17 protein-coding genes and 2 pseudogenes are annotated in these 19017 nt (G+C 68.6%); 3 read left to right on the forward strand and 16 right to left on the reverse strand.

Going from position 1 to position 19017, the window contains the following annotated elements; all coding sequences use genetic code 11:
• The 12 genes and pseudogenes from A5789_RS37945 to A5789_RS20330 form a co-directional block, all read right to left on the reverse strand.
• Positions 1-218 (reverse strand): annotated as a pseudogene (locus tag A5789_RS37945) (MMPL family transporter); the annotation flags it as partial.
• A 9-nt stretch (positions 219-227) separates the two neighbouring features.
• On the reverse strand, positions 228-1289 hold the full coding sequence (locus A5789_RS20280) for an MMPL family transporter (RefSeq protein ID WP_064905584.1): 1062 nt from the start codon (positions 1287-1289) through the stop codon (positions 228-230).
• Positions 1286-2479 carry a hypothetical protein gene (locus A5789_RS20285; RefSeq protein ID WP_064905586.1) on the reverse strand — a complete coding sequence of 398 codons (1194 nt, stop codon included), beginning with the start codon at positions 2477-2479 and terminating at the stop codon, positions 1286-1288. The genes A5789_RS20280 and A5789_RS20285 overlap by 4 nt, the downstream gene beginning before the upstream one ends.
• 20 nt (positions 2480-2499) lie before the next feature.
• Positions 2500-3540 (reverse strand): NAD(P)-dependent oxidoreductase, encoded by a 1041-nt coding sequence (locus tag A5789_RS20290; RefSeq protein WP_181064043.1) that lies wholly within the window; start codon positions 3538-3540, stop codon positions 2500-2502.
• Complete coding sequence (locus A5789_RS37400) at positions 3537-3830, reverse strand: hypothetical protein (protein WP_064905602.1); 294 nt, start codon at positions 3828-3830, stop codon at positions 3537-3539. The genes A5789_RS20290 and A5789_RS37400 overlap by 4 nt, the downstream gene beginning before the upstream one ends.
• Positions 3827-5497 (reverse strand): fatty acid CoA ligase family protein, encoded by a 1671-nt coding sequence (locus A5789_RS20300; RefSeq protein WP_063015676.1) that lies wholly within the window; start codon positions 5495-5497, stop codon positions 3827-3829. Before A5789_RS20300 ends, A5789_RS37400 begins: the two co-directional genes overlap by 4 nt.
• Positions 5494-6399 (reverse strand): hypothetical protein, encoded by a 906-nt coding sequence (locus tag A5789_RS20305; protein ID WP_063015675.1) that lies wholly within the window; start codon positions 6397-6399, stop codon positions 5494-5496. The genes A5789_RS20300 and A5789_RS20305 overlap by 4 nt, the downstream gene beginning before the upstream one ends.
• 10 nt (positions 6400-6409) lie before the next feature.
• Positions 6410-7459, reverse strand: coding sequence for a 3-oxoacyl-ACP synthase III family protein (locus tag A5789_RS20310; RefSeq protein WP_064905588.1), 1050 nt, complete (start codon positions 7457-7459; stop codon positions 6410-6412).
• A 328-nt stretch (positions 7460-7787) separates the two neighbouring features.
• Complete coding sequence (locus A5789_RS20315; protein ID WP_064905590.1) at positions 7788-8537, reverse strand: SDR family oxidoreductase; 750 nt, start codon at positions 8535-8537, stop codon at positions 7788-7790.
• Between the two features lie 33 nt (positions 8538-8570).
• Positions 8571-9704, reverse strand: coding sequence for a galactokinase (gene galK, locus A5789_RS20320; protein WP_227462919.1), 1134 nt, complete (start codon positions 9702-9704; stop codon positions 8571-8573).
• A pseudogene (gene galT, locus A5789_RS37950) lies at positions 9684-10736 on the reverse strand (galactose-1-phosphate uridylyltransferase); the annotation flags it as partial. The gene galK and the pseudogene galT, both read right to left, overlap by 21 nt.
• Before the next feature lie 149 nt (positions 10737-10885).
• On the reverse strand, positions 10886-11290 hold the full coding sequence (locus tag A5789_RS20330) for a hypothetical protein (RefSeq protein WP_063015672.1): 405 nt from the start codon (positions 11288-11290) through the stop codon (positions 10886-10888).
• Between the two features lie 728 nt (positions 11291-12018).
• On the opposite strand from A5789_RS20330, the gene A5789_RS20335 reads away from it, so the two are divergent.
• Together A5789_RS20335 and A5789_RS20340 are read left to right on the forward strand one after the other, a co-directional pair.
• Complete coding sequence (locus A5789_RS20335) at positions 12019-13461, forward strand: N-acetylmuramoyl-L-alanine amidase (RefSeq protein ID WP_063015671.1); 1443 nt, start codon at positions 12019-12021, stop codon at positions 13459-13461.
• Positions 13462-13537: 76 nt separating this feature from the next.
• Complete coding sequence (locus A5789_RS20340; RefSeq protein ID WP_064905592.1) at positions 13538-14587, forward strand: GTP-binding protein; 1050 nt, start codon at positions 13538-13540, stop codon at positions 14585-14587.
• Here A5789_RS20340 and A5789_RS20345 read toward each other — a convergent pair.
• Entirely contained in the window at positions 14575-15570 is a 996-nt protein-coding gene (locus A5789_RS20345) for an LLM class F420-dependent oxidoreductase (protein WP_227462917.1), read from the reverse strand. The genes A5789_RS20340 and A5789_RS20345 overlap by 13 nt on opposite strands.
• Before the next feature lie 3 nt (positions 15571-15573).
• Between A5789_RS20345 and A5789_RS20350 the strand changes: the two genes are divergently transcribed.
• Positions 15574-16035: a MarR family winged helix-turn-helix transcriptional regulator gene (locus A5789_RS20350; RefSeq protein ID WP_064905596.1), complete on the forward strand. Its 462-nt coding sequence runs from the start codon at positions 15574-15576 to the stop codon at positions 16033-16035.
• Positions 16036-16044: 9 nt separating this feature from the next.
• Here the strand turns inward: A5789_RS20350 and A5789_RS20355 are convergent, their stop codons facing one another.
• The 3 genes from A5789_RS20355 to glp all read right to left on the reverse strand — a co-directional run bounded on the left by A5789_RS20355 (position 16045) and on the right by glp (position 18783).
• Positions 16045-16470, reverse strand: a complete 426-nt coding sequence (locus tag A5789_RS20355; protein WP_063015668.1) for a molybdenum cofactor biosynthesis protein MoaE — start codon at positions 16468-16470, stop codon at positions 16045-16047.
• Positions 16463-17479, reverse strand: a complete 1017-nt coding sequence (gene moaCB, locus A5789_RS20360) for a bifunctional molybdenum cofactor biosynthesis protein MoaC/MoaB (protein ID WP_064905606.1) — start codon at positions 17477-17479, stop codon at positions 16463-16465. Before moaCB ends, A5789_RS20355 begins: the two co-directional genes overlap by 8 nt.
• Before the next feature lie 101 nt (positions 17480-17580).
• Positions 17581-18783, reverse strand: a complete 1203-nt coding sequence (gene glp, locus A5789_RS20365) for a gephyrin-like molybdotransferase Glp (protein ID WP_064905598.1) — start codon at positions 18781-18783, stop codon at positions 17581-17583.
• Positions 18784-19017: the final 234 nt, after the last annotated feature.

A 19017-nucleotide genomic window follows, 5' to 3' on the forward strand; every position in this document is an offset into this window, starting at 1 on the left:
GCGCCGTCACCGCGCAGCAGGACGGTCGCGCCGCTACCGGCCTCCGGAAAACGCGTGGCGAGTTCGTCGACACCGGCGCGCACGGCATTGCCCGCCGGGAGGGCCGTATGGTCGACATCGCCCAACCGCACGCCCAAAAGCGGCGTGGCGAGCACGAGCAGCAGTCCGCCGACGGTGACGGCCACGACGCCGGGCCGGCGCACCACCGCGTCCACCACGCGGCCCCATCATCGCTCGGCGCGGCGCCGGCCGCGGTCGAAGGCGTCGCGGCGCCAGCTCCAGGCGCCGACGCGGTGACCGAGCAGGGCGAGCGCGGCGGGCAGGACGGTCAGCGACAGTCCCGCGGCCAGCAGGACCGCCGCGATGGCCCCGAAACCCAGCGATCGCAGTACCGCCTGCGGAAAGACGAATGTTCCGGCGAAGGCACAGGCCAGCAGCAGTGCCGAGAATCCCACGGTCCGACCGGCGGTGGCCAGGGTGCGCGTCACCGCCTCGGAAACCGCGGCACCCGCGGCGACTTCCTCGCGGAATCGGGTGACTACGAACAGCCCGTAGTCGATGGCCAGGCCGAGTCCCAGCAGCGAGGCGACGTTCACGGCGAAGACACTCACCTCGGTGACGTGCGCGATCACCGCGACCGCGCCCAGTGAGCCCACGACGGCCAGCACACCCACCAGCAGCGGCAGGCCGGCGGCGACCACTCCGCCGAACACCAGCACCAGAATCACCGCTGTGACCGGCAGCGAGACGGATTCGGCGAGCACCAGATCGTGGCGGGACTGCCGGTCGATCTCGTCGGCCAGGGCGCTGTAGCCGGTGAATCGCACCGAGACGCCGGGAACGGTCAGCGCAGCGGCGATGTCGTGGTAGGCGGCGATGCGCTGATTGTCGTCGCCGGCGGCGAACACCACGGCCAGCCCCTGCCGTCCGTCCGCCGACCGCAGGAAATTCTGGCGCGGTGGGGCATTGTTCCAATAGGTCTGCACCGGCTGAGCCAGCAGCGCCGGATCGATGTGGTCGACCGCCTGCTGGACGCGCGGGCCCAGTGCGGCGAGGTCCTGTCCGTCGGGCGCGGTGAAGATCGCGATCACATCGGGGTTCTGCCGGCCCAGATGTGCCGTGACCACCCGGTCGACGAGCGCGGATTCGCTTCCGGGATCGGCGAATCCGGCCGCGCTCACCCGCTGCTGGACGTCGGCGCCGAACAGTCCGCACACGATCGCGAAACCGATCGCCGCGAGCAGCACCAGTTTCGGGCGGGTGCCGACCAGCCGCGCCCAGCGCGTCATGCGGGGACCGAATCCGGTTGCGGCAGTTCGCTTTCCAGCGTGGAGGCGATGCGGTCCAGCAGCGCTTCGAGCCGATCCTCGATGTCGCGGCCGTTGCGCGCGGAGACCGTCAGCTCGGTACGGCCGCCCGCCTCCACCATCGCGAACAGCAGCGGCATCGCGACGCTGTGCTGGGGCAGCACCCGCACCGACGTGGGCGACCAGCCGGGCACTGCCAGTTCGCCGAGATCGAAGCGGCCCATGTGCGAGACCGTCGCCGAGGCGAGGTTGCGCCCGAAGCGGGCGCCGAGCGCGTTGGTCGTACGCAGAATGGTGCGGCCGACGGCGTGCGGTGCGTTGGCGATCGCGCCGGCGGCAAACTGGTTGAGTTCGGTGCGGTCTCGCAGACCCGCACGCATGTCTTCGCGCACCTGTCGCCAATCCTGGCCGGGCCGGATGTCGAGGAACAGCGGCAACGCCAGATTCGCCGTCGACCGCAGCTGTGCGTCGTGGCGGCGCAGATCGACCGGCACCATGATCCGCTGCGTGCTGCCCGCGGCGTCGGCCAGCAGCGCCGACACTCGCGCCACCGCACCGGGACCGGTGGCCCCGATACTGCGGTGCCGCAGCAGATGCCGGGAGCTGCCCACCTCCTGACGGCCGTGGCCGACCGCCGAACGGAATCGGGGAATCATGGCGGTGGGACGTCCCGGCGCGCCGAGGCGCCGCACCAGTTCCCGGTCGGCGACCGGGTCGCGAAGTTCTTCCGGCTGTTCACCGCGCAGCGCGGCAAGGACGTTGCGAGTCCACAGCACCATGCCCATCCCGTCCATGACGCCGTGGAACACCCGGAAGATCACGGTGACCGGGTCGCCGGTCAGCAGCAGCACCTCACAGGTGGTTTCCGGGGTGGGGCCGATCGCCGACGCGAGGACCGGGTCGGCCTCGAGCCGGTCGTAGTTCACGACATGTCCGGGAATCTCGCGCACGGCCGGGGGCACGCCGGTGTCCACCCAGTACTTGCCCTCGCGTCGCAGCCGGGCGCCCGGACAGGCGGCGGCCGCGACCGCGACCGCCCGGCGCAGCGCCTCCGCGTCCATGGTCCCGGTTCCCGGGATCGCCAGTTGCATCAGAAACGGCGGGGCCATATCGCGCATCGGGAAGTACATGCGCTCGGTGGGGGAGATCCGCCGCCGGAAGACGGGACTCATGATCGGCTCCTGACTCTGCGTTACCGCAGCTCGCGGGTGAGTTGCTCGATGCCGCCCTCGGATTCGAGCCAGGACAGGAACCGGGCCAGGCCCTGTTCGCGGTCGATGATCGGCGCGTAACCGAAATCGCGTGCCGCCGCGCCGGTGTCGTAGGTCGCGGTGCGGGTCAGCAACGCCACCACGTAGCGCGACAGCGGTGGCGACCAGCGCCGCGCGATCGCCGGTATGCGCCAGGCAGTTTCGATCACCGACACGGCGGCCGCCAGCACACGCGGATCCGGCCGGCGGCTGGGAGCCGGGTAGCCGAGCCCGCCCGCCACCTCGGCCAGGAAGGCCCAGACGTCGGTCCGCTCCGCATCGGCGACGAAATAGGCCTTGCCGCCGACCCGGTCGGAGCCGGCGGCGCCCAGACAGGCGTGCACGATGTTGTCCACATGGCACAGCGACGCCTGGACCGAGCGGCCGGACGACAGATCGGGCAGGCGCCCCTGTGCGGTCCGGCCGAGCAGGCGCACGATCGGGCCGGAGCGGTCGCCGGCTCCCCAGATCGCGCGCGGCCGTAGCGCGCAGGTGGTGAAACCCGGGGTGTCGGCGGCGAGGACGGTGCGCTCGGCGGCGGCCTTGGTCTCGGAATACAGGTTCAGGTAGTGGCGCGGATACGGCACCGATTCGTCGATGTCGATCTGATCGCCGCCGTCGCGATCCATCAGAGCGCTGGGGCTCGAGATGAACACGAAACGCGTGGCTCCGGCGGCGCGGGCGGTGCGCAGCAGAACTTCGGTGGCGCGGACGTTCTCGGTGTGGAACTGGGCGCGGGTGCCGCGTTCGTCGACGCGGGCGGCACTGTGGAACACCACATCGACTCCGGCGCACGCGCGTTCGAGGGATTCGTCGTCGGTGAGATCGCCGTAGGCGATCCGCACACCCTCGAGTTCGGGCAGGTCGCCGAGGTTGCTGGTACGCCGCGCGAGGACGGTCACCTCGTGGCCGCCCTCGCGGACCAGGCGGCGGACCAGCGCGCCGCCGAGAAATCCGGATGCGCCCGTGACGAGTGCCTTCACCGTTCGTTCTCCTCGAAAGATGCCGTGCTGCGGACGATTTCGGTGCGCCACCAAGTGAGACCGAACAGCTGGGTCATGACGGCGGTGTACAGGCGCGACCGGCCGCTGCCCCGCGCGGCGCGCAGGGCGACCGGAATCTGGGCGGCGTGCACGCCGATGCTGAGCACCGCGTCGATCCACCACAGCGCGCGCAGCCAGCGGCGGCTGGAGCTCCGGGCCGCCGGACCGGCCAGCAGGAACAACCATCCCGCGATCGGAACAGCGCGCAGCGCAACAACTTTCACCTTCATCGCAACGCCTTCGCGGTCTGCCGAGCCGCCCACACCGCGAGCTGTTCGCGCCCGATCTTGGCGTTGTGCCGGATATCGACCGGAAATCCCGGATGAAACAGGAACTCCGAGATCTTCGTGGTCAGCTCGAATTCCGCGCCACGCGCACGCAGCGCGGCGGCCACGTCGTCGCGATCGGCGTCCGGGCGCAGTTCCACGCACAGCACGGGGCGCTGTGCTTCCGCCGGCCCCACCCCGACCAGTGCCGTGCGCGCCACACCCGCTACGGCGTTGAAGATCTGCTCGACCTGCACCGTGAACATCGGGCCGTCGGCGGTGCGGACCCGCTGGGATTTGCGTCCGCAGAACCAGATTCGCTCCTGGTCGTCGATCCACGCGAGGTCACCGGTGCGATGCCAGACGGTCTCGCCGTCGACGATCTTGCCCGCCGCGTTGGCCACGGCGGGCCAGTAGTAGCGAGTGCTCACATTCGGCCCCGCCACCACCAGTTCGCCGATGCCGCGGGTGGCCGCCAATTGATCCTCCCGGGCGCGGGCGTCCGCCCACGTGGGCAGCGGGTGGTCGGTGATCGCCACGATTCGCGCCCGCACCCGGTCGGCTGGTCGGCCGATGCAGGTGCCCGCACCGGCGCGGGCGCGTTCGGACGGGCCGTCCAGCAGCTCGCGCGATTCGATCGTCGACATCGGCAGTGCCTCGGTGGACCCGTATCCGGCGTAGACCAGCACATCCTCTTCGAGCACCGCGCGCAGGCCGGCGATACACCAGTCCGGGACCGGCGCGCCACCGGAATAGATGCTGCGCAGTGTCGGCAGCCGGGTGCCGGTCTGTTCGAGGTGGCGCAGCAGCGGGATCAGCACGGCGGGGGAGGCGAACATGGTGCGGACGCCGAACCGCCCGATCGCGTCGGCCACGTGCGCCGGATCGGTCGCACCCACCCGGCTGGGAATCAGCGGCGGCAGCACGCACTGCGAACCGAGCAGCAGATCCAGAATGCCGACCAGCGGCAACGTGATCAGCGAGGTCTGCGGCGGCACATGCCCGCGCGCGGCGTGGACCTGCTCGACCATGGCCGACAGATTGCCGTGGGTCATCTCCACGGCCTTGGCCGGTCCGGTGCTCCCGGTGGTGAACGCGATCATCAGCAGGTCGCCCTCGGGTGCCGGAGCGCGGTCCGGCGCGGTGCCGGACGGGCGGCGACCCCAGCTGTCGAATGTCGCTCCGCCCCAGAACCATCGCCGCCCAACCGTGACCGCGACCCGCACCCCGCGGAAGTAGCGGCGGAACAGCACCCGCGCCGCATGCGCCTGCGGAATGCCGATGAACGCCTCGGCGTCGGCCGCCTGCAGGCAGCGCAGCATCCGGCGCAGCCCCATACCCGGATCGATGACCACCGGCACCGCGCCGATCTTCAACAGTCCCAGCATGATCGCGTAGAGCTCCGGCCCCGGCAGCACCAGCACGATGGTGCGGGTTCCGCTGCCGACGCCCGCGGCGGTGAGCCGCTCACCGACAGTGTCGGACCAGCGATCCAGGTCGGCGTAGCTCAGCCGCCGATAGTGCGGGGTGCCCGCATGGTCGGCATCGGCGAAATACACCGCGGTGCGGTCGGGTGCGGCCGCGGCGACCACGCGGAACCGGTCGACCGCGCGCCAGTATGTACCGCTCACGCCGCCGCACCGGCGGCGACCGGCAGGCGATACACCGCGGCCGCCGCGGACGGTCCCGCGCCCGCCGCGACGAACAGCACGGTGTCGAAGCCGGCGAGCGAATCCTCCTCCACCGCATGGTGATAGGCCAGCGGCAACGCCGCGGTGTGTGGATCGCCGGCGGACAGGTCCGGGGTGCGGACCTCGCCGATACCGAGGGTGTCCGCGAGCAGCCGCGGGAACTTCGGCGTGGGCGTGGAGGCGATGAGAACGGTTGCGGCGGGATCGATTCCGTCGGCGTCGAGGGCGCGGCGGCCGGCGTCGGCGGCGATCTCCAGCAGTCGATCCTCGAATCCGGGTTCGCGTTCCACCGTCATCAGTCCGCGTCCGGCCGTGCCCATCGTGGTGACGTCGACATACGACTGCACCACGGGAGAACCCGAACCCGCGACGGTGTGCACGCGGCCGAAGCCGACCGGCTCGTCGGTGTGCTCGAGCAGCAGCGCGGCACCCGCGGTGGCGTAGGGGAACTCGTCGTCGGCCGCCGACCGGGCCAGCGACGGATGGGTGTCCCCGGAGACGATCAGGACGTGGCCCGATCCGGCGGTCTCGAGAATCGACTGCGCGACCTGAACCGCGTTGAGCACACCGGTGGCGCCGTTCATCAGGTCGAAGGAGAACGAGCGCGGGTCGCCGAACCGGTAGTCCAGTCCGATCCCCGCCTCCTTCTGGATCAGCGCCGACACCGCCGGTTCCACGGTGTTGGAGTCGCGGAAGATTCCCGCGTTGATCAGCACCCCGACCTGCTCCGGCGCCACCCCGGCGCGTTCGAGGCTGCGGCGCGCGGCGCGGCCACTGTGCTCGACGATGCTGAACGTGTCGCTCTCGCGACTGATTCCGGTGGATGTGATGGCAACGCCCATGACCAGTACCTCAGATCTTCAGAGACGAAATCGTGGTGGACAGGAAACCGCCGACCACCCCGGAGGCGGCCGGAACCATCAGCATTTTCGAGCCGGCCGGGATCTCACCGCGGCTCAGATGGTCGTGCAGCACGATGAAATGTGAAGTGCTGGAGGTATTTCCGTATTCGGTCAGCACATTGAGGTCGGGCGGCATCGGTGCGCCGAATTCCCGTTCGGCGATGGCGTTCATATACGGGATCGCCGCCGCGCCGAACTGATGGTGGATGACGAAGTCGAAGTTCTCCTCGGCGAACGTGGTGCCGCGCTTCTCGTAGAACATGCGCTGGGTGTCGGTCCACAACAGGAAACGGGACTCGTTGTGCATCTTGCGGTTGTCGGTGTAGAGCGCCACGCCCGGGGTCTTGTCACTGGGCATGCCCAGGCACAGGTGCGAGAACTCCGAGGCCGTGACCAGCTCGATGTAGTCGATGCGGTCGGCCTCGTCGACGGAACGATCGAGCACCACCGCGGCCGCGGAATCGCCCACGGTGAGCGACGCGAATTGCAGATCGTATTTGTCGGAAATTTCGCGCACTGCGGTATCGGCGATCAGAGTAATCGCCTCACCGCTCACCACGATGCCCTTGCGCACCATTCCGGATCGAATCATCCGATCGAGAATGTAGGTTCCGCTGAGCATTCCCGCGCAGGCGTTGGAAAGGTCGAAGGTAATGGCGTTCCGCGCACCGATGCGTTGTGCCAGAGCCGACGCGAAGGACGGCTCCATATATATCTTGTCGGCGTCCTTACTGCGGGTTATCGAGGTGGAGATGACCACCTCGATCTCCGATCCGGAGTACTGTGACCTGGACAGACAGTCGTCCAGCGCCTTGCCGGCCAGGACGAACGAGTCTTCGTAGGATTCCGGTCGGGTGTCGTGAACGCGGCGTTCGCGCACGCCTGTGATCTTTTCGAGATCGAAGGCCGGCGGTACGGCGAGGCGCGATATCAATTCCTCCGTGGTGACCCTTTTTTTCGGTAGATATGCGCCGATCGCTTCGAAACGAGAATGCGGCACGCCGCCTCCTGAATTGGCATGACGAATGCTTGCGGAATTTGTTCGTGACGTGATGCTACCCGAGAGTAACTAGTGCATTCTTGATCCGCATCTCGACGCTTCGATCGGGTAGTGGTGAATTCGATATATTTGTGACAGCGCGTCGCAGCAAGTAGTAACTACTCGGCAATCGATGAATATCGCCGCTACATCGAGGCTTCTGTCGGTTCGCGAAGCGGATCCGGGAGTCCGCTAACTTGCAGAGTGCCGGATTCGTGGTGAAACTTCACATCGATCGGGGCGGTCGATTGTGAGAGACCTCACCGAGCGCAGGGCCGTCCGAGCCGGATCAGCCCAGCCGTGCCATGACCGCCCTCGGCAGCCGTGGCAGCACGAGGTTCAGTGCGCGCCAAGGCCATTGCGGCACGCAGGCGCGCACCGGCTCGGACTCGATCGCGGCGACCATCGCGGCCACACCGCGTTCGAGCGGTGCGACCAGCCGGGCGTCGTCGGCGCGCGCCGACATCTCGGTGGCGATGAATCCGGGCTGCACCGCGGTCACGGCGATCGGGCTGCGGCGCAGTTCGATCGCCAAACCCTCACCGAGCGCGGACAATCCGGCCTTGCTCGCCGCATACGCGGCCTTCTTACCGGGCAGCCCGCGCACCGCGCTCATCGACGAGATCAGCACCAGATGCCCGGCGTTCTGGTCGCGAAAGATCTCCAGTGCGGCCTCGGCCTGGGCCAGCGCACTCACGAAATTCGTTGTGGCCGTCGCGATATTCGCATCCGCACGCCCGGTACCCAGCGCCGCGCCCTTGCCCAGGCCGGCGTTGACGATCACGCGATCCAGCCCGCCGAATTCGTCGCGGAATTCCCCGAATACGCGCGGGACCGCCTCGTGGTCGTCCACATCGAGGGTCCGCAGCGAAACCCGGATATCGGGATGGGCCGCCCGCAATTGCTCGCGCAGCGACCGCAGGTTCTCCATGCGGCGCGCGCACAGCGCGAGATCGCGCCCGCGCGCCGCGAACTGCCGAGCCATCTCGGCCCCCAGGCCCGCACTCGCTCCGGTGATGAGAATTTTGCGCCTGGTCATGGCACCCCACCCTAGTGCCGCCCGGCCGTCTGATCAGGAAATCCGGCGGGCTCCGGCGGCGGGCACCGCCACGAAGAATCGCGGTGGGGAGAAACCGTCGTCGCGAAACCGCCGCCGGATCGCGGCCGCGATCGAATCGGTCCGCTCGATATCGGTCACCGCGATGATGCTGCCGCCGAATCCGCCGCCCACCATGCGCGCACCGTGGGCCCCGGCGTCGAGCGCGGCCGCCACCGCCGCATCCAGCTCCGGCGTGGAGACCTCGAAATCGTCTCGCAACGAGGCGTGTCCGCTGGTGAGCAGCGGCCCGATCGCGCGCGGATCACACCCGTCGCGCAGCAGTTCCACCACGGTCAGCACCCGCGCGTTCTCGGTGACGACGTGGCGGGCGCGCCGCCGCAGCACCGGGTCCGCCAGCCGCTGCGTTTCCGCCGGATCGGTGACGGCACGCAGCGAATGCACGCCCAGAGCGTGCGCGGCCTGCTCACATTCGCGCCGGCGCCGGCCGTAACCGCCGTCGGCCAGCCGGTGCGGGGTGTCGGTGTCGGCTACCAGCAATTGCAGGCCGGCCGCGGCGAGATCGAAGGGAACCTGCGCGAATTCCCCGGTGGCGAAGTCCAGGAACAGGGCGTGACCCGCCGTGCAGAGCAACGAGGCGGACTGGTCCAGGGTCCCCGTCGCCGCGCCGACATAGGAGTTCTCCGCGGCCCGGCCGATGTCGATCAGCTCGGCGCTGCCGGCGTCGATCTCGAACAGATCGCGAATCGCCAGTGCCACAGCGCATTCCAGCGCCGCAGAGGACGACAGCCCGGCGCCCACCGGTACCGCCCCGTCGATCTCCAGCACCACCCCGGACAGTTCGTGCCCGCGGCGCCGATATTCGTGCACCACGCCCAGCGGATAGCGGGCCCAGCCGGTGACGGCGGATTCGGCGAGCCCGTCGAGCGATTCGCGCACCTGCCCGGCGTGCTGTTTGGAACTCACCCGCACCGTGCCGTCCGTCGTGGCCTCGGCGGTGCAGGTCACGACCTGAGGCAACGCGATCGGCAGCGCGTATCCGTCGTTGTAGTCGGTGTGCTCGCCGATGATGTTGACCCGGCCGGGCGCGACCCATACGCCGCGCCGGGGTGCCGCGCTCACCGCACCCTCCCGCAGTTCGGCGGCCACGGTCTCGGGGGTGGTGTCGCTGATGAAGGCGTTCATCCCCGATTCCGAGCCGGCCAGATACTTCAACTTGTGCGCCGTCCGCCGGATCGAGAACAGCTGCAGGTGCAGCCACCAATCATCCCCCGGCACACCGGATTTCGGCGCTTGATTCCATGCCGCCACGTACGGCATGGGGGTGTCGAATCGGCGCGCGAAGCGTTGCTGCACATCCAGGTACAGATGCGCGAAACCGTCGCGCTGGGCATCGTCGAGATCGGGGATATCGGCCACCCGGCGGTGCGGATAGAGCTGAACTTCGTAGGGCCAGCGGCCGAACGGTGGTACGAAGGCGGTCCACTCCTCGTTCGCCGCGACCACCCGGACGCCGGCGGCCCGTTCGGCGCCAAGAAGATCACCGAACAGATTGCTGCCGTGGGCTTTTCGATGGCGTGCCGCGTTGGCCACCATCGTCGCGGTGCGCGGGGTGGGGAAGGGGTAGGCGTAGATTTGGCCGTGCGGATGCGACAGCGTGACGCCGATCTCCTCGCCGTGATTCTCGAAGCAGAACACCTGGGCCACGCCGTCGAGCGCCCCGAGTTCGGCGCTGCGCTGGGCCCACGCGTCCACCACCAGGCGCGCCCGGCCCGGATCGAGCCCGGCGAACGAACTGTTGTGGTCGCTGGTGAAGCATACGACCTCGCAGCGGCCGAAACCGTTGCGCAGCAACGTCTCCGGCGACCCTTCGACGTGGTCGGGAAGTTCGGCGCGGCCGGTCGACAGCGACGGAAAGCGGTTCTCGAACACCACCACCTGATAGTCGACCTCGGGGACCTCGGTGGGATGGCCGGGGCGCGACGGGCACAGCGGGCACAGATCCGCCGGCGGCAGGAAGGTCCGGCTCTGGCGGTGCGAGGCGATCACCACCCACTCGCCGAGCAGCGGATCGAAACGTGCCTGGGAATGCGTACTGGTCCGAGGCAGATCCCGGGTGTCGGCGGCGGTGCGTGGCACCGGCTCGCTGTCGAAGTAGATGATCTCGCGGCCGTCGGCCAGCGACCGACGACTCATCACCGGACTCGGCCGCGCCATCGCATCCCTCCGCTCGATCCACCGGATCTCAGCGGGACACTAACATCGCGGCCGCGACAGGCGGCGGGTGCCGGATCCGGCGCGGCGGATACACCGCGCCGGACCGGCCTCGCTCAGTACTCGCTGCCGAACAACCCGCCCGGCCCGTAGGAGCCGGTCGGCGGCGGCGCCGGCATCATCACCCAGCCGCCGCAGTTGGCCGAGGCGAACGCGACATCGGACGATTTGATCAGCACCCGCACCGGAGTGGTGTGGGTGCGGTCGCTGGCGACGATGGCGGCGTTCGGGTCCGGCGGATCACCGGGTTCGGGAATCTTCCACAGGCGCTCCCAGGAACAGTCGTGCGCCGGGTCCGCCGGCCCCGCGGACTGATAGATGCCGGGCGCGATATCTACCCCGACCCGGTACATCCCGTCTCCGGGAATGTTCGTCGCCGGATCGGCGGCAGCGGTGCCGGATCCGAGCATCGTCACCGTGGACGCGACGGCCCCGGCGATCACAAACGTGCGTCCACGCACGGCGGTCCTCCTCGATCTCGCAGACGGCCGTCGACTATCGGGCGGCCGGAGAAGATCCCCGCATCTTCCGGGGCCTTGGTCTATCAGAATTGCGATAGGCGCGGACCGGATCGGAGAAATATCTGGAGATTCGACAACGCGTCCGCTGGCCGGTGGGCAGACGGCCGCGAAATGCCGTCGCTGAACGTCCCCGCGGGATCCCCTCGTGCCCACGGGGACGGCACCGGCGTGCGATTCGACCGCCGAGGTGCGAGATGGGAACGTACTGCAGCGCCGGCGACCCGTGCAACACAGCGGTATTTCAGAATTAAATTACTCTGGCGAATCATCCGGGGTCAGCATTTCGGCATTTTCGGCCGCGGGCCTGGATATCGGCGGATCGTGCGGATTCGCCCGGCCGCAGCGACATTCGGGCAATGATGTGCATTCCCTCGAATTTCGCCTCGATGTGGTCAGCGACACAAACCTGCCGGTTGTTCCGTGCGTTCGGCAAGTGCGGCCACGATGAGATAGCTCTGAGATGTCCGTTTCTCCTGCTGGCTACCGCCGAATCGGCCGCGCGACCGGTGTGTCTGCGAAAATAACGTGCCACTGCGGCTCTAATGGGGGTAACGGTTCGGTAACTGAGCTTGCGTAGTTGATGCTGGCGTTGCAACAGTGAACCACTGGGTTTGATGTTACTAGTGGGAAGGGAGGGGTGTGCCCGCCTCCGGGTGCGCCGTCCGAACATGAACCATCCACACATCATCAAGACCGGAGTCAGGCTCGCCGTCGCCGCGGTCACCACGGCCGGTGTGCTGGCGCCCGTCGCCGCTCTCGCCGCGCCGGCCGCGCCCGCAGATCCCGATATGTCGACCAAATTGGTGGGTAAGACGGTATTTCTGGACCCGGGCCATCAGGGCAGCAACCACAACGAAGACCTCAATCGTCAAGTGAACAACGGCCGTGGTGGCACCAAGGAGTGCCAGACCACGGGGATGACCACCCGCAACGGCGTGCCCGAGCACACCATCAACTGGAATGTGGCACAGCTGGTCCGGCAGTCGCTCGAGGCGCTCGGCGCGCACGTCGTGATGAGCCGCCAAGACGACACCGGCTGGGGCGGATGTGTCGACGAACGCGCCGCGGCGGCCAACAGCTCCGGCGCCGCGGTGGCCGTCAGCATCCACGCCGACGGCGCACCGGAACAGGATCACGGATTCCATCTGATCGTGCCGCAGCTGCCGGTCCCCGATGCCAAGGCGAACGAAGCGCAGTCGGGCCCCGGTCAGGTCGCCACGAATGCCATGCGTGACGCGTACAAAAAGGCCGGGTTCACGCCCGCTGATTACGCGGGCGCGGTCGACGGTCTGCAAACCCGGTCCGATATCGCGGGCCCGGCGCTGACCGAGGTGCCCGACGTCTTCATCGAAATGGGCAACGGCGCGAATGTCGACGACGCGAAAAAGCTCGAATCGCCCGAGGGACAGCTCGAGCATGCCATCGCGATCACGACCGGGCTGGTGAGTTATCTGATCGGAGTGGCTCCGGGTGGTGCCTCGCCGGCCGCGTCGCCCGCCGACAGTCCCGCGAACGCGCCGCAGTCGGCGCCGGGGCAGGACAATTCCGCGTCGCAGACCGGTACGTCACAGAGCACCACGTCGCCGAGTGCCACCCCGCAAAGTCCGGCACCGCAGAATGCCGCGCCGGAGAGCGCGTCTCCGCAGGGATCGGCGACACCGAATTCCGGCGCCCAGAATTCGGGGACCCAGAATTCGGGGACCCAGAATCCGGCAGCACCGCAACAGAATTCGGCAACGGACGCATTGCGTGGCGGGCCGAACTCGACGCCCGCCACCACGCAGTCCGCGCCGACGTCCACCGCGCCGTCGGCTCCGGCCACGACGCAACCGGGCTCGAATCCGGCCGGCACCTATCGCACGGCGCCGGGAACCTATTCGAACACCGATCCGGGCACGTCCGGGGTCTCACCGCAGACTTCGACCGCACCCGGAACCAGCGGCACCCAGAAACCGCAATCCGGTTCCGGTGCAGGTAATCTCGCCACCACCGCCATGCAGCTGCTGCTGCCGCTGGCGAAATCGCTCGGCTTGGGCAACGGTGCGCTCGATTCCGAACTGGTGAATCTGGCCTACACCCTGGTCTCCACCCTCCTGGGGCAGAGTAAGTAATCGGCCCCGTTCGTGCCCGCCCCTCCGCACGAAGGGGCGGGCACGTCCTCGTCCGGGCGTGGGTAAGCTCGGCCGAATGGATCGGCGCATACCTGTTCTGGTGGTCGCGGGATTTCTGGGAGCCGGTAAGACCACGCTGCTGAACCATCTGCTGCGGCGACGCGAGGCCCGGATCGGCGTCGTGGTCAACGATTTCGGTGCGGTGAATATCGACGCCATGCTGGTCGCGGGCCAGGTGGACGCCATGGTCTCGCTGGGCAACGGCTGTGTGTGCTGTGCGGTGGACGTGACCGAACTCGACGAGATGTTCGTCCGGCTCGCCGAGCCGCGCCACGGCATCGATGTGATCGTGGTGGAGGCCAGCGGCCTCGCCGAACCTCGCAACCTGATCCGTATGGTCATCGGCAGCGACAATCCGCGCATTCGTTACGGCGGATTGATCGAGGTCGTGGACGCCGAGCATTTCGACGACAGCCGCGCCCGCCATCCCGGACTGACCACGCATCTGCGCCTGGCCGACCTGATCGTGCTGAACAAGGCCGACCGGGTGCCGGCCGCGCGGCTGGACGACCTGCGCGCCGAGATCGAGGGAATCGCCGCGGGGGTGCCGGTCTATGCCACCGCGCACGGCCGCATCGATCCGCCGCTGCTGTTCGACGTTCCCGAACGCGGCGAATCGACGGTCGCGCGGCAGTTGTCGTTCGACGAACTGCTCGACGATCACGACCACGACGCGCCCGGACACCGCCATCTGCACGACGGCTACGACAGCGTATCGTTCACCACCGCAACCGATCTCGATCCGCGTCGCCTGGTCGGATTCCTGGAGGATCCGCCGTCGGGCCTGTTCCGCGCCAAGGGCGCCACCGCGTTCGGCGTACGCGGTGAGAACCGGAAGTTCCTGCTGCACATGGTCGGCCGGCATGTGGTCTTCGAGCCGGCCACGTGGTCGCGCGGTGAGACCCGCGAAACTCGGCTGGTACTCATCGGATCCGGTCTGGACGCGGACTCCGCCGCAACCCGGCTGCACGCCACCGCTCACACCGGACCCGAACCGCTGGACGAGCAGGCATTGCTGCCGGTGTGGCGGTACGTGCCGAGGGACGACTCGGATCAGAGCGCGTGAATCTCCGGTGCCATCTCGATGAGCCGTCGCAGGCGCGGCGGCGTCCACGGCCCGTCCGGTCCGAGAATCGCGTGGTCTATGCCCGTGGCGGCCAGGGTCTTCAAGTGGTCCAGCACCGGTCCGGGACCCGAATCGATATCCAGGGCCGTGGTGACGGTCTTCTCGATCGTGGAATAGTCGCGGCCGATCTCGTCGCACTGGCGCCGCAGCACCGCGAGTTTGTGCGCGAGGTTGTCGGCGTAGCCGCTGCCGGGAAGGTCGAACAGATTGCAGGCGTCGGCATATCGGGCCACCAGCGGCAGGGTTTTGCGTTCGCCACTGCCGCCGATCAGGATCGGCGGATGCGGGCGCCGGATCGAATTCGGTGAATTGAGCGGCCGCGCCAACTCGTAATGCTTTCCCCGATAGGGCGTCTCGTCCTCGCTCCACATGCGGTGTGCGATCTGCAGCAATTCCTCCAGTTGTTCGAAGCGCCGGGGCAGTCGCGGGAACGGAATACCCAGGCCCTCGGCCTCGAATGTGGTGCTCGGGCCCATCGGTTCCGGATCGAAGGGCGCGCCGGCGCCGACGCCGAAGATCAGGCGGCCGCCGCTGAGGACGTCGAGGGTGGTCGCGGATTTGATCAGCACGCCGGGATGGCGATACGGCACCGCCGTGACCAGCGTGCCGAGCCGGATACGGTCGGTGATGCCGGCGAGAAATCCCAGCGCGGCGTAGGCCTCGAGCATCGGCGACTCCGGCGGATGTCCGCTGATGCCGATCTGGAAGAAGTGGTCCATCACCCAGAGGCTGTCGATACCCGATGCGTCGGCTGTTTGCGCGAGTTCCGTGACCGCCGAACCGATTTCGCCGTTCGGGACGGGCCAGGAGAAGTCGGTGAGTGCGATGCCGATTTTCACGTAGATCTCCCGTTCGAAGTTGTTAGCCGGACAATGACTATAACGTGAGTCGGCTAACGAATACAATACCTCTACGCTGAACACACCATGACCGACGACGACTTCCAGACCGCGTTCTGGTCCACCAAACACGCCCTCGCGGTGGCGGCGGCGGCCGCCTACGCCCGGCACGGCGTGTACGAGGGCCAGCAGTTCATCTTGCGCCAGCTCTGGCAGGAGGACGGTCTGACGCCCGGTCAGGTGGCCAAACGGCTCGGCCTGGCAACGCCCACCGTCACCCGGGCGACCACCCGGATGGAAGCGGCCGGACTGGTCCGGCGTGAACCGCATCCGACCGACCGCCGACTGGTCCGCCTGCACCTGACCGCACGCGGGCGGGATCTGGAGCACGAGATCGAAGCCGAGAGCGCGCGACTGACCGAACGGGCGCTGACGTCGTTCAGCGCGGCCGAACGCGCCGCACTCTTCCGGGCGCTGCGCCGCATCGAGGCGAATCTCACCGAGTCCACACCGGCGGCCGAGGCGAATCCCGGCACCGAACCACGCTGACGTCGTGGCCTAGCCGCAGGCGTTGACCCACTCGGACATGCCGTCGGCGAACAGCTGGCGCTTCCAGATCGGGACCTCGTGCTTGATGCGGTCCACCAATTCCGCGCAGGTCTGGAAGGCCTCGCGGCGGTGCGGAGCGGCGACGGCCACCGTGATCGCCAGATCGCCGACCGTCAGCTCGCCCACCCGGTGAACCGCGGCGACCGGTAGGCCGGCAGACTTCCCGACCTCGGCGCACACCCGGGTCAAGAACTTCTCCGCCTCGGGGTGAGCCGAATACTCCAGGGCCGAAACCGCCTGTCCGCCATCGTGATTGCGAACCTTACCGGTGAAGACGACGACCGCGCCGTATTCGGGGCCGGTGACCGCGCGCTCGACCTCCTCGGGCTGCAGCGGCTGATCGCTGATGCGGGTGAGCGGCGTGTACTCACTCATGGCGGCCTCCTCCGGCGACCTGGGCCAGCAGATGATCCAGCAACGGTTGCAGGACCGCGATTCCGTCGCGGACCCCGCCCGGCGAACCGGGCAGATTCACGACCACCGTAGTGCCGGACAGGCCCGCGACGCCACGGCTCAAGGCCGCCAACGGAAACGCGGCCGTACCGCGCTGGCGGATCGACTCGGCGACGCCCGGCAATTCACGATCCAGCACCGCCAGCGTCGCCTCCGGAGTGGCATCGGAGGGCGAGGCACCGGTGCCGCCGGTGGTGATCACCAGTCCCGGCGTGCCGTCGAGCGCGTCGCGCAGACCGGCCGCGATATCGGCATCGGCGTAGACCAGCGGTCCGCGCACCGAAAAGCCCAGTCCGGCAAGCCAGTCCGCCAGCACCGGACCGGTCTTGTCGACCCGGGTACCGGCCGCGACGCCGGTCGAGGCCACGACCACGACCGCCGTCCGGGAGCCCTCGCCGGCGTGCGTCGCGTGGTGTACCGCATCGCTGTGGCGCCGGCCGGCGGGAGAGTGTCCGGTCGCGGGCGCCTCGGCCGACAGCGCGACATCGTCGGACGATGCGATATCGGGCCGCTCCCAATGGCCGCGCTTACCACCGTCTTTCGTCAACAGGCGCACACCGTCCAGGACGGCCGCCGGATCCACCGCCTTCACCATGTCGTGCAGCGTGAGGCCGGCGATCGCGACCGCGGTGAGCGCCTCCATCTCGACGCCGGTGGGGCCCTTCGTCTTCGCTCGCGCCTCGATGGTGATGGCGTCCTCGTCGAAACCGAAGCGCACATCCACCGAGGACAGCGCCAGCTGATGGCACAGCGGAATCAGCTCCGAGGTCTTCTTCGCCCCCGAGATACCGGCGATGCGAGCCGTCGACAGCACATCGGCTTTCGGCAGGTCGTCCGCGCGCACCAGCGCCACCACCTCGGGCGTCGTCCGCAGCAGGCCGGCCGCCACCGCCACCCGTGTCGTCTCGGCCTTGGCGCTCACATCGACCATGCGCGCCCGGCCTTCGGCGTCGACGTGCGACAAGGTGCCGGGCTCGTCTTTCCGGACAGCGTCGTCTTTCGGTACGCCGGATTCGGCATGGGACAGTTCGTTCACAGTTCGCGCACCCTCACCAGCGAACCGGCCGCCACCGTCGTGACGTCGGCCGGAATTTCGATCAGAACATCGGCCTGCGCCATCGCCGCCACGAGATGCGACCCGGGTCCCGACACCGAACGGACTCCCGCACCTTCGCGCCGGCCCCGCAGGAACTGCCGCCGGCCCGCCGGGGAACGCACCGGATCCAACAGCGCCACCTCGTAACTCGGCACCGGAGCCAACCCGGTCAGCTGCCGCAGGATCGGCCGGGCGAACACCTCGAACGACACCATCGTGCTCACCGGATTACCCGGGAAGCTCAAAACCGGAACCCCGTCGACCACACTGATGCCCTGCGGGCCGCCGGGCTGCACGGCCACCGAACCGAACTCGCCGCCGACCTCGGCCAGCACCTCCTTGACCACTTCGAAATCGCCCTGCGACACCCCACCCGAAGTGAACACCACATCCGCGGCCGCCGTCGCGATCGACAACTTGCGGCGGAACTCGCCCGGATCGTCGCGGCTGTGCGAGACATCCACCACATCGATCCCGTTGGCGCCCAACGCAGCAGCCAGCGCGATCCCGTTCGAGTTGTAGATCTGCCCCGGGCGCAACGCGACACCGGCCGACACCAGCTCGTCGCCCGTCGTCAGAACCGCCGCCCGGATCCGCCGCGCCACCGCCACCGAGCTGATGCCCACCGCCGCCAGAGCCGCGATCCGATGCGGCGACAACAACGACCCGGCCGCCACCAGCAGCTCACCGCGCCGAATGTCGGTTCCCGCCTCCCGCACGAAATCGCCTGCGTTGCGGCCGCGTTCGATCGACACGCCGCCGTCGACGGCCCGGGTGTCCTCCACCGGCACCACACAATCGGCGCCCGGCGGGATCGGCGCGCCCGTCATCACCTTGACCGCCGTCCCGTCCGGCAACCGCTCCGGGCCACCCTGACCGGCGGCCACCACACCGGCCACCAGCAGCGTCACGGGCGTCACCGCGACCGACTCCGCCCGGACCGCGTATCCGTCCATCCCCGAATTGCGGAACACCGGCAGATCCAGCGGCGACCGCACATCCTCGGCCAGCATCCGGCCCCGCACCCCGTGCAAGGCCAACTGCTCCACCTGCCGCACTGCCAGCGGTCGCAGCAGCTGTTCGATCCGCTCCCGATGATCCTCGACGGACCGAGCCACAGTCTTGGCAGGCTGACTCATAGACGTCAGCCTAGCTGTGTTATTGGCCTTCGCTTCGCTGCGGCGGGGTCTCGGCCCTCTGGGCCTCGATTTTTCACTCCTCCGCTCAGTCGCTGCGCTCCCTCGCTCCGTCGCTGCAAAATCGAGGCGGGCCGAGACCTTTGGAGTTCACCGTCGCGGGGGGGTGTCCCTATCTCCGCTGTCAAGCGATCCGGCCGGGATTTCTCTGATTTCGAGGCAGTGGAGGGCCATCGA

It is taken from the genome of Nocardia sp. 852002-51101_SCH5132738 (genome assembly GCF_001665695.1).
GTDB lineage: Bacteria > Actinomycetota > Actinomycetes > Mycobacteriales > Mycobacteriaceae > Nocardia > Nocardia nova.